This is a genomic window from Pseudarthrobacter sp. alpha12b (assembly GCF_054130495.1).
In genome coordinates this window covers 4,444,318-4,455,659 of record NZ_CP196746.1, presented here as the reverse complement: position 1 = coordinate 4,455,659, position 11,342 = coordinate 4,444,318, and the positions used below count along the sequence as shown (strand labels likewise).

Here is an 11,342-nt window from a genome sequence, read left to right as displayed (position 1 = left end):
CAATGGCAGGCATCAAAGAAGTTGCCAGCCGGGCCGGCTTGTCCGTGGCTACCGTCTCACGGGCATTGAGCGGCAAGTCCAACGTGTCATCCAGGAGCCGCCGCCTTGCCCAGGAGGCGGCCCGGGAACTCGGGTTTGTTCCCTCGTACCATGCGTCCAGCCTCGCATCCGGGCGCAACCACAACATTGGGCTTGTGGTGCCCAACGTGCAGCGCTGGTACTTCTCTTCGGTGCTGGAAGGCGTTTCGGAAACCCTGCTCGATGCCGGCTATGACCTCACGCTGTACAACGTGGGCGAGCAGCCGGAACGCCGCAGCAGCATCCTCACCGACTTCCTGCTGCGAAAACGCCTTGATGCCGTGATCGCCGTGGCGCTGGTGCTCAGCGAGGAAGAGATTGGCCAGCTGCTGGCAGTGCACCGTCCCATTGTGGGCATCGGAGGGGCCCTGCCCGGCGCCTCTACCATCAGGATCGACGACGAAGGCCTGGCCATGATGGCTACCCGCCACCTGGTTGGGCTGGGGCATACCCGGATTGCGCATATCACCGGGGACGCAGGGCTGAACCGCGATTTCAAGCTCCCGCAGCTTCGGCAGAAGGGCTTCGCCGCGGCAATAGCAGCAGCCGGGCTGCCGCTGCGGCAGGAGTGGAACGCCAGTGCCGATTTCACCATCCAGGGCGCTTACGCGGCCGGCCGCCGGCTGCTGGGAACACCTGCCGGGCGCCCCACTGCAGTGTTTGCCGCTTCCGATGAGATGGCAGTGGGGATCATGCTTGCTGCACGCGACTTTGGGCTTCGGGTCCCGCAGGATCTCTCCGTGGTGGGAATTGACGGGCACGAGCTCGCAGAGACCTTCGGGCTGACCACGGTAAGCCAGGACCCGCGGGGCCAGGGAAAGCTGGCGGCCGCCACTGCGCTGGCCCTTTTGGATGATACCGCCAGGAATTACGACGACGGCACGGCAGCAGCTGCTGCACAGGACCAGGAGTACCCTACGGAATTCGTGATTCGGAACAGCACTGCCGTACCGCCGGACGTGGCGGGGCAGCCAATCTAGGACAAGCCTTCGGCTGGCTCCGCGCCAGTTGGGTCCGTGGCCGGGTCCGCGGCGCCCATGAAGCGTGCAAACCTTTCCAGGATCTGCGGCCAGGCGTCCACGTATTGTTCACGCGCGGCGACCGGGTCCTCGGCGCCTTCCCACCCTTCATGGAACACACGGACTTCCGTTGCCTCTTCGACGGCGCGGAAAACCACCAGGAGTTCAGTGGACCACAGTGCCGTAGTTCCGGGGTGCCAGGTGGCGTGGAAGGACAACGGTGGCTGCCAGTCATCGAGGGTTCCCCAGATGCTGGTACGGCCATCGTCGGCTGTTTCGAGGATCAGGTTCTCTTCAAACTCCACATAGGAGCCTGCCCCGTAGACACCGTGCTTCTCCAGGGGCCACCACAGGTGCGTGTGGTCCGTAAAACCCGCGAAAGCCCGGGCCACCGGACCCGGCACCAAAACAGTGTTCACCACCGGCTCCAGCGGGTCGCCGGTCTTCCGGCCGTCGTCTTGGGAAGGATCCTGGGCGTGGCTGAAGATGCTGCTCATGAGGGAATACTCTACCTGCGGGAGCCCCGGCCGGACGGAACCAGTTGGCGGAGCGTTGCTTGGATGGTTTGGTGGGCCTGGACCCTGTGGGTTGTTTGTTAAAGCGGTAGGGCCCTGACGTTCCTTGTCAGGGCCCTACTTAATGTGTGTCCGGCGGTGACCTACTCTCCCACACCCTCCCGGGTGCAGTACCATCGGCGCTGTGGGTCTTAGCTTCCGGGTTCGGAATGGGACCGGGCGTTTCCCCCACGCTATGACCGCCGTAACCCTTTTACCCGGTCCCCCGGTGGTGCTTTGGGGGGTGGGAAGACTGGTGGTTACAACATTTGTGGTGTTGTTATTTTGTTGTTGGTTCCGTGTAACCGTTTCCCCGTGGCGGGGTTGTTGGTTGGGAACCACATAGTGGACGCAAGCACAGTGTTTTGTATGTTTCTGTGTGGTGTAAGTTGTTGGCCTATTAGTACCGGTCAGCTTCACGAGTCGTTAGTCCTCGCTTCCACATCCGGCCTATCAACCCAGTGGTCTGGCTGGGGGCCTCTCACACATAAAGTGTATGGAAATCTCATCTCGAAGCGAGCTTCCCGCTTAGATGCTTTCAGCGGTTATCCCATCCGAACGTAGCTAATCAGCGGTGCACTTGGCAGTACAACTGACACACCAGAGGTTCGTCCGTCCCGGTCCTCTCGTACTAAGGACAGCCCTTCTCAAATTTCCTGCGCGCGCAGCGGATAGGGACCGAACTGTCTCACGACGTTCTAAACCCAGCTCGCGTACCGCTTTAATGGGCGAACAGCCCAACCCTTGGGACCTACTCCAGCCCCAGGATGCGACGAGCCGACATCGAGGTGCCAAACCATGCCGTCGATATGGACTCTTGGGCAAGATCAGCCTGTTATCCCCGAGGTACCTTTTATCCGTTGAGCGACGGCCATTCCACAATGTACCGCCGGATCACTAGTCCCGACTTTCGTCCCTGCTCGAGATGTCTCTCTCACAGTCAAGCTCCCTTGTGCACTTACACTCGACACCTGATTGCCAACCAGGCTGAGGGAACCTTTGGGCGCCTCCGTTACTTTTTAGGAGGCAACCGCCCCAGTTAAACTACCCATCAGGCACTGTCCCTGACCCGGATTACGGGCCGAAGTTAGATGTCCAAAGTGACCAGAGTGGTATTTCAACGATGACTCCACCCGAACTGGCGTCCGGGCTTCAACGTCTCCCACCTATCCTACACAAGCCACTCCGAACACCAATACCAAACTATAGTAAAGGTCTCGGGGTCTTTCCGTCCTGCTGCGCGTAACGAGCATCTTTACTCGTACTGCAATTTCGCCGAGTTTATGGTTGAGACAGCGGGGAAGTCGTTACTCCATTCGTGCAGGTCGGAACTTACCCGACAAGGAATTTCGCTACCTTAGGATGGTTATAGTTACCACCGCCGTTTACTGGGGCTTAAATTCTCAGCTTCGCCCTTACAGGCTAACCGGTCCTCTTAACCTTCCAGCACCGGGCAGGAGTCAGTCCGTATACATCGTCTTGCGACTTCGCACGGACCTGTGTTTTTAGTAAACAGTCGCTTCCCCCTGGTCTCTGCGGCCCCGATCCCCTCCCGGACGCGTAGTCCGTTCAAGGTTGGGGCCCCCCTTCTCCCGAAGTTACGGGGGCATTTTGCCGAGTTCCTTAACCATAATTCTCTCGATCGCCTTAGTATTCTCTACCTGATCACCTGTGTCGGTTTGGGGTACGGGCGGCTAAAACCTCGCGTCGATGCTTTTCTCGGCAGCATAGGATCACCAAATCCCCCCAAACGGGGGTCCCATCAGATCTCAGGCACAATGAGTGGCGGATTTGCCTACCACTCGCCCTACATCCTTAGACCGGGACAACCATCGCCCGGCTCGGCTACCTTCCTGCGTCACACCTGTTAATACGCTTGCCTCCCAGGATCAGGTCCCGCGCTCCACCAAAAACCTCACACCACAAGGGTGATCGGTCAGGTCTCGGGCGGTTAGTATCCCCTGTTCAACATGGACGGTTTTTCGCCGGTACGGGAATATCAACCCGTTGTCCATCGACTACGCCTGTCGGCCTCGCCTTAGGTCCCGACTTACCCAGGGCAGATTAGCTTGACCCTGGAACCCTTGATCATTCGGCGGACGGGTTTCTCACCCGTCTTTCGCTACTCATGCCTGCATTCTCACTCGTGTAGGCTCCACCGCTGGTTTACACCGCGACTTCACCGCCCACACGACGCTCCCCTACCCATCCAAACACCTGAACCACGAAGGCTTAGTCAATGCTTGAATGCCACAACTTCGGCGGTGTACTTGAGCCCCGCTACATTGTCGGCGCGGAATCACTTGACCAGTGAGCTATTACGCACTCTTTTAAGGGTGGCTGCTTCTAAGCCAACCTCCTGGTTGTCTGGGCAACTCCACATCCTTTCCCACTTAGCACACGCTTAGGGGCCTTAGTTGGTGGTCTGGGCTGTTTCCCTCTCGACTATGAAGCTTATCCCCCACAGTCTCACTGCTGCGCTCTCACTTACCGGCATTCGGAGTTTGGCTGACGTCAGTAACCTTGTAGGGCCCATTAGCCATCCAGTAGCTCTACCTCCAGCAAGAAACACGCAACGCTGCACCTAAATGCATTTCGGGGAGAACCAGCTATCACGAAGTTTGATTGGCCTTTCACCCCTACCCACAGCTCATCCCCTCCATTTTCAACTGAAGTGGGTTCGGTCCTCCACGACGTCTTACCGTCGCTTCAACCTGGCCATGGGTAGATCACTTCGCTTCGGGTCTAGATCACGCCACTCACACGCCCTATTCAGACTCGCTTTCGCTACGGCTGCCCCACACGGGTTAACCTCGCGACGTAACACTAACTCGCAGGCTCATTCTTCAAAAGGCACGCCGTCACCAGAATCAGACTGGCTCCGACGGATTGTAAGCACACGGTTTCAGGTACTGTTTCACTCCCCTCCCGGGGTACTTTTCACCTTTCCCTCACGGTACTGGTCCGCTATCGGTCATTAGGGAGTATTTAGGCTTATCAGGTGGTCCTGACAGATTCGCACGGGATTTCTCGGGCCCCGTACTACTTGGGATACTCTCACAGGCGGTACAAACACATTACGGTTACGGGACTAACACCCTCTCTGGCCGGCCTTTCAAAACCGTTCACCTATGCGCGCACATCACACCCCACCAGCCCGGCAGAACTGGTATGGAAAGTCCCACAACCCCGACCATGCAACGCCCGCCGGCTATCACACATGGAACGGTTTAGCCTGATCCGCGTTCGCTCGCCACTACTAACGGAATCACTATTGTTTTCTCTTCCTGCGGGTACTGAGATGTTTCACTTCCCCGCGTTCCCCCCACGCACCCTATGTGTTCAGGTACGGGTCACCGAGTCACTCGCGCGCTCGGCGGGGTTTCCCCATTCGGACACCCTGGGATCACAGTCCGGTTATCGACTCCCCCAGGCTTATCGCAGATTCCTACGTCCTTCTTCGGCTCCTAATGCCAAGGCATCCACCGTGTGCTCTTAAAAACTTGACCACAAAGATCAAAAACATTTTCGAGAGAACCATGAAAACCGTTCCACGCACCACAACCCCAAAAGAGTCACAGCACACGAACCAGATCCAGGTTCATTAAATCTTGGAAATTGCTTCTTATACAAGATGCTCGCGTCCACTATGTAGTTCTCAAACAACAACCCCACACCACACACCCCACACACAAACACGTGCACGGACCGCCATGGCAGGGAAACCAGAAACAAAGTACCGAAGGCAAAAACCCCCGGTCCTGTTGCCTCAGGACCCAACAGTGTGCCAAACACTACCCAGCAGCAACAAACCAACCGCGTTCCAGGACAACCCCCACAAAGGAAAGCATCCGTACTAACAATGGTCCGTGCCACCAGGCACCTATTTGTTGATATTCCACCCATGAGCACCCGCCACGGAACAATCGTCCATGCTGCGGGCTTGCTTCCTGACAACACCACACACCAACATGCGCTGGTACGTGATCGTTGTAGGTGCTCCTTAGAAAGGAGGTGATCCAGCCGCACCTTCCGGTACGGCTACCTTGTTACGACTTAGTCCCAATCGCCAGTCCCACCTTCGACAGCTCCCTCCCACAAGGGGTTAGGCCACCGGCTTCGGGTGTTACCAACTTTCGTGACTTGACGGGCGGTGTGTACAAGGCCCGGGAACGTATTCACCGCAGCGTTGCTGATCTGCGATTACTAGCGACTCCGACTTCATGGGGTCGAGTTGCAGACCCCAATCCGAACTGAGACCGGCTTTTTGGGATTAGCTCCACCTCACAGTATCGCAACCCTTTGTACCGGCCATTGTAGCATGCGTGAAGCCCAAGACATAAGGGGCATGATGATTTGACGTCGTCCCCACCTTCCTCCGAGTTGACCCCGGCAGTCTCCTATGAGTCCCCACCATCACGTGCTGGCAACATAGAACGAGGGTTGCGCTCGTTGCGGGACTTAACCCAACATCTCACGACACGAGCTGACGACAACCATGCACCACCTGTAAACCGACCGCAAGCGGGGCACCTGTTTCCAGGCGTTACCGGTTCATGTCAAGCCTTGGTAAGGTTCTTCGCGTTGCATCGAATTAATCCGCATGCTCCGCCGCTTGTGCGGGCCCCCGTCAATTCCTTTGAGTTTTAGCCTTGCGGCCGTACTCCCCAGGCGGGGCACTTAATGCGTTAGCTACGGCGCGGAAAACGTGGAATGTCCCCCACACCTAGTGCCCAACGTTTACGGCATGGACTACCAGGGTATCTAATCCTGTTCGCTCCCCATGCTTTCGCTCCTCAGCGTCAGTTAATGCCCAGAGACCTGCCTTCGCCATCGGTGTTCCTCCTGATATCTGCGCATTTCACCGCTACACCAGGAATTCCAGTCTCCCCTACATCACTCTAGTCTGCCCGTACCCACCGCAGATCCGGAGTTGAGCCCCGGACTTTCACGGCAGACGCGACAAACCGCCTACGAGCTCTTTACGCCCAATAATTCCGGATAACGCTTGCGCCCTACGTATTACCGCGGCTGCTGGCACGTAGTTAGCCGGCGCTTCTTCTGCAGGTACCGTCACCTTGCGGCTTCTTCCCTACTGAAAGAGGTTTACAACCCGAAGGCCGTCATCCCTCACGCGGCGTCGCTGCATCAGGCTTGCGCCCATTGTGCAATATTCCCCACTGCTGCCTCCCGTAGGAGTCTGGGCCGTGTCTCAGTCCCAGTGTGGCCGGTCACCCTCTCAGGCCGGCTACCCGTCGTCGCCTTGGTAGGCCATTACCCCACCAACAAGCTGATAGGCCGCGAGTCCATCCAAAACCACAAAAGCTTTCCACCAACCACCATGCGATAGTCGGTCATATCCGGTATTAGACCCAGTTTCCCAGGCTTATCCCAGAGTCAAGGGCAGGTTACTCACGTGTTACTCACCCGTTCGCCACTAATCCCCCCACAAGTGAGGTTCATCGTTCGACTTGCATGTGTTAAGCACGCCGCCAGCGTTCATCCTGAGCCAGGATCAAACTCTCCGTTGAAAACAAACAGACACAACCACAACCACCGGAAATAACGGCAGAAACAGCTGCACAAAATTTGAAACCAGCTAAAAACACCAGGCCCATCCACGGGGTGGACAAACCCAGCACAATCAACCAATTTTTATAAAAAATCGGTATCAACAAACTTGGCACACTATTGAGTTCTCAAACAACAGACACACCCGGCACCACCCAAACCCACGTTCAGGATCGCTCCGGAGCAACTTTTCAAACTTACCCGCTGACTTCCTGCGTGTCAAACCGGCGTCCGCGACCATCCTCAGCTTATGCTTGGGGGATCGGTTTTCCGTCTGACTCCGTGGAGCAGCGCGGAAATAAACTGTACCACCACTCCTGCCGGATCGCCAGTCCGCCCGCGAGGGGCACCTTGGCGACAGGCGAAAGGCCCGGAATCACGCGGATTCCGGGCCTTTCGTGTATAGCCGGTCGGCCTGGGTCAGTCAGCCGGTGTTGCGCCGGGCTTGAAGTAGGAGGCCCCGAGCGGAGGCAGGGTGACAGTCAACGTTGCCGGCTGGCCGTCCTGTCCCTCGTCCGTTGCCTTCAACCCGCCCTCGTTCAGCACACCGGATCCGCCGTACGTGCTGTGGTCGGTGTTCAGGACCTCGGTCCAGGGCCCGGCCGTGGGGACGCCCAGGGTGTACCCCACATGCGGGGCACCGGAGAAGTTGATGGCGCAGACAATCGGGTTGCCTTCGGTGTCCCACCTGATGAAGGACAGGACGTTACGGTCTGCGTCTCCCCCGTTGATCCACTGGAAGCCGGCAGGAACGTTGTCCTGCGCGTACAGGGCCGGGGTGGATGCGTACAGTTCGTTGAGGTCCTTGGTCAGCAGCTGCAGTCCCCTGTGCGCGGGGATGTCCGCGAGCCACCAATCAAGGCCGTGCTGTTCGGACCACTCGGCTTCCTGGCCAAACTCGGTGCCCATGAAGATGAGCTGCTTGCCCGGGTGCGCCCACTGGTAGGCGAAGAAGGCACGGAGGTTGGCCAGCTGCTGCCACCGGTCACCCGGCATCTTGCGGAGCATGGAGCCCTTGCCGTGGACAACCTCATCGTGGCTGATGGGCAGCAGGAAGTTCTCCGTGAAGGCGTAGACCAGGGAGAACGTCACCGTGCCGTGGTGCCACCTGCGGTTGTAGGGGTCCTCGGAGATGTACTTGAGGGAGTCGTGCATCCAGCCCATGTTCCACTTCAGGCCAAATCCCAGGCCGCCGTGGCTGGTGGGTGCGGTGACGCCAGGGAACGCCGTGGATTCTTCAGCGATCATGACGGCGCCGGGGTGCGTCTTGTAGACCGTGGCGTTGACTTCCTGGAGGAAGGAGATGGCCTCGAGGTTCTCCCTGCCGCCGAAGCGGTTGGGCCGCCACTGGCCTTCCTGGCGTGAGTAGTCCAGGTAGAGCATGGAGGCCACAGCATCAACGCGCAGGCCGTCGATGTGGAATTCCTCCAGCCAGTAGAGGGCGTTTGCCACCAGGAAGTTCCGGACTTCGGTGCGGCCGAAGTCGAAGATGAGGGTGCCCCAGTCCGGGTGTTCGCCAAGGGCCGGGTCGGAGTGCTCGTAGAGGGGCTCGCCGTCGAACTGGGCCAGCGCCCAGGCATCCTTCGGGAAGTGCGCCGGCACCCAGTCCAGCAGGACGCCGATTCCCGCCTGGTGGAGCGCATCCACCAGGTAGCGGAACTCGTCGGGATGGCCAAACCGGGACGTGGGCGCGTAGTAGGACGTGACCTGGTAGCCCCAGGAACCGCCGAACGGGTGCTCTGCCACGGGCATGAATTCCACGTGCGTGAACCCGAGCCACTTGACGTACTCCACCAGTTCCTTGGCGAGTTCGCGGTAGCCAAGGCCCAGGCGCCACGACCCGAGGTGCACTTCGTAGACGCTCATGGCCGAGTTGTGCGGGTCGCGCTGGGCCCGGGCGGCCATCCATTCGTCGTCCTTGAAGGCGTAGGACGGCTCAACAACCCTGGATGCGGTCAACGGGGGCACCTCGGTGCCGAACGCCAGCGGGTCGGCCTTTTCGACCCAGTAGCCGCCGCGCGTCAGGATTTCGTACTTGTAGCAGGCGCCTGCAGCGACACCGGGGATGAAGACTTCCCAGACGCCGGAGGAACCCAAGGAACGCATGGAGTTTTCCCGTCCGTCCCAGGCGTTGAAGTCTCCCTTGACGCGGACTGCCTGCGCGTTGGGGGCCCACACGGCGAAGGAAACACCGTTGACGTCCCCCAACGATGACTTGTAGTGCTGGACGTGGGCGCCAAGCACCTGCCACAGTTTCTCGTGCCGGCCTTCGCCGATGAGGTGGAGGTCCACTTCGCCTACTGTCGGCAGGTAGCGGTAAGGTTCGTCAACGGTCACCGGGGCCTTGCCCGGGTAGGTGACCGAGAGCCGGTAGTCGGGAACGTGGCCCTGCTCCAGCGGCTCCAGTACGGCAACCCACACGCCATGCGCCTCATGCTTCATGGGCACTTCACCGGCGCTGGTGACCACGGTGATTGCTTCGGCGAGGTGCTTCACGGTGCGGACGGTGACATGGCCGTAGTCGTCCAGGTGCGCGCCCAGGACGGAGTGGGGGGCGTGGTGTTCACCATTCGCGATCCTGCCCAGGATGCCTTCATCCACGTGCAGCGGCACCCCAGGGCGGTCAGTTCGTGCTGAGCCTGTCATTTCGTTACCTTCCGATGCTGCACCGGCGTGGTCGCCGGTGCCGTTACCACGCAGGAGCCGTCTGGAGGCGTTTACTGGAATCGCCAGCCAGTCGGGCCTGTTACGCATTTCATAAACAACTTCGTACAGTGCCTTGTCCAGCCACAATGCCACAAACAAGGGCGAGGTCCGGTCCACCGTGCCGGGGATCACCCCCGCGTACCCCGCCAGGAAGGCGTCGGCGCAGTCATCAACCCAGTTGTCCGGCACCTGCGCGCCCTCCTGCTCGCGCTGGGCTGCTCCGGCGGCGTAGTCGAAGGACCGCAGCATCCCGACGACGTCGCGGAGGGGCACATCCGGAACGTTCCGTTCGGCGATGGGCCGCAGGGGCTCGCCCTCGAAATCGAGGATGGCCCAGCGCGACCCGTCGCTGGACTGGCCCGGGACCTGGAGGATCTGGCCAAGGTGAAGGTCGCCGTGGATGCGCTGCAGGGGCCCGGCGGGGGCATTGTCAAGGTTGGCCAGCAGGGAGTCCAGGGCGTCGTCGTAAGGTCCGACGGCGGCACGGGCTTCCGCCCAGGCGGTCCGGACACGCTGGGCAACAGCAGGCCCGGCCCCCTTGCCGGGCGCAGGCTCGGCTGACTGCCCCAGGGCCTCCGCCAGGCGCTTGTGCACCGTGGCGGTGGCCGCACCCAGGGCCTTTGCTTCTGCCGTGAAGTCGGTGCCTGAGCGGGCCGCGTCCACCGCCAGCCGCCACGCGTCGCGGCCACCGGCGAGGAATTCGTGGGCCACCGCAAGCTCCCCCTGGACGTACCGGGTACCTTGTCCGGCGCCGGTGGAAGCATGGCTGCCGTGCCCCAGCCACTCCCCCCTGACCCAGCCAAGGGTGGCCGGGACCTCCGAGGTACCTGCCTTGGTCAGGGCAGCTCCGACTTCAATCTCGGGGTTGGTCCCGTCCGAAAGGACCCGGAAGAATTTCACCATGGCCGCTGACTCGCCGTCGTCCACGATGACTGAACTGTTGGACTGCTCGCCGGAGAGTACCTTCACAACACCCTTCGCGGTGGGAAGGCGGTGCGGCCCCTCCACGCGGAATCCCGTTGCGGTGCCGCTGGCTGCCTTTTCCTCCTGGCGGATCAGCTCCAGCCAGGCGCCCACAAAGTCGGGGTCGTGGACGGCGTCGTAAACCCACGGGCGGGTGGGATCCATCCCCGCCGCTTCGCCCACCAGCGCCCGCTCCATGCCCCCTGCCGGGGCCGGCCGGAAGCTCAAGGGAACCTGGACGACGGCGGTGCGCGGACCGCCGTCGGGCCCTTCGGTGCTGATGTTGAGGAGGAACACGGCCAGCGCCGCACGCCCGCCGGGGTCCGTGAGGCCCAGGCTGCCTGCCTGGGAGATGGCGAAATCGGGGGTCTTGACCGGGAACCAACGCTGCTGCGGCAGCCATTCCTTGAGCAGCGCGGTGAGGGCGGGGGTGAGGATTGGCTGGTTCATC

Annotated in this window: 3 protein-coding genes and 3 rRNA genes; 1 reads left to right on the top strand and 5 read right to left on the bottom strand. The window is 60.4% G+C overall.

Going from position 1 to position 11,342, the window contains the following annotated elements; translation table 11 throughout:
• Positions 1–2 precede the first annotated feature (2 nt).
• On the top strand, positions 3–1,058 hold the full coding sequence (locus ACTAQI_RS20690) for a LacI family DNA-binding transcriptional regulator (protein WP_457948396.1): 1,056 nt from the start codon (positions 3–5) through the stop codon (positions 1,056–1,058).
• Here ACTAQI_RS20690 and ACTAQI_RS20685 read toward each other — a convergent pair.
• The 5 genes from ACTAQI_RS20685 to ACTAQI_RS20665 all read right to left on the bottom strand — a co-directional run bounded on the left by ACTAQI_RS20685 (position 1,055) and on the right by ACTAQI_RS20665 (position 11,341).
• Positions 1,055–1,594: a hypothetical protein gene (locus tag ACTAQI_RS20685; protein WP_457948395.1), complete on the bottom strand. Its 540-nt coding sequence runs from the start codon at positions 1,592–1,594 to the stop codon at positions 1,055–1,057. The two genes, ACTAQI_RS20690 and ACTAQI_RS20685, sit on opposite strands and share 4 nt — an antisense overlap.
• A gap of 148 nt (positions 1,595–1,742) precedes the next feature.
• Positions 1,743–1,859, bottom strand: a 5S ribosomal RNA gene (gene rrf / locus ACTAQI_RS20680).
• A gap of 171 nt (positions 1,860–2,030) precedes the next feature.
• A 23S ribosomal RNA gene (locus ACTAQI_RS20675) occupies positions 2,031–5,160 on the bottom strand.
• A gap of 498 nt (positions 5,161–5,658) precedes the next feature.
• Positions 5,659–7,182 (bottom strand): 16S ribosomal RNA (locus tag ACTAQI_RS20670).
• The 16S, 23S and 5S rRNA genes sit together here, the layout of an rRNA operon.
• A 460-nt stretch (positions 7,183–7,642) precedes the next feature.
• Positions 7,643–11,341: a 1,4-alpha-glucan branching enzyme gene (locus ACTAQI_RS20665; protein WP_457948394.1), complete on the bottom strand. Its 3,699-nt coding sequence runs from the start codon at positions 11,339–11,341 to the stop codon at positions 7,643–7,645.
• Position 11,342: the final 1 nt, after the last annotated feature.

Excerpts from the sequence above, each read along its gene's own strand:
- ACTAQI_RS20690 (WP_457948396.1), top strand. The coding sequence starts at position 3 with ATGGCAGGCATCAAAGAAGTTGCCAGCCGGGCCGGCTTGTCCGTGGCT.
- ACTAQI_RS20685 (WP_457948395.1), bottom strand. The coding sequence starts at position 1,594 with ATGAGCAGCATCTTCAGCCACGCCCAGGATCCTTCCCAAGACGACGGC.
- ACTAQI_RS20665 (WP_457948394.1), bottom strand. The coding sequence starts at position 11,341 with ATGAACCAGCCAATCCTCACCCCCGCCCTCACCGCGCTGCTCAAGGAA.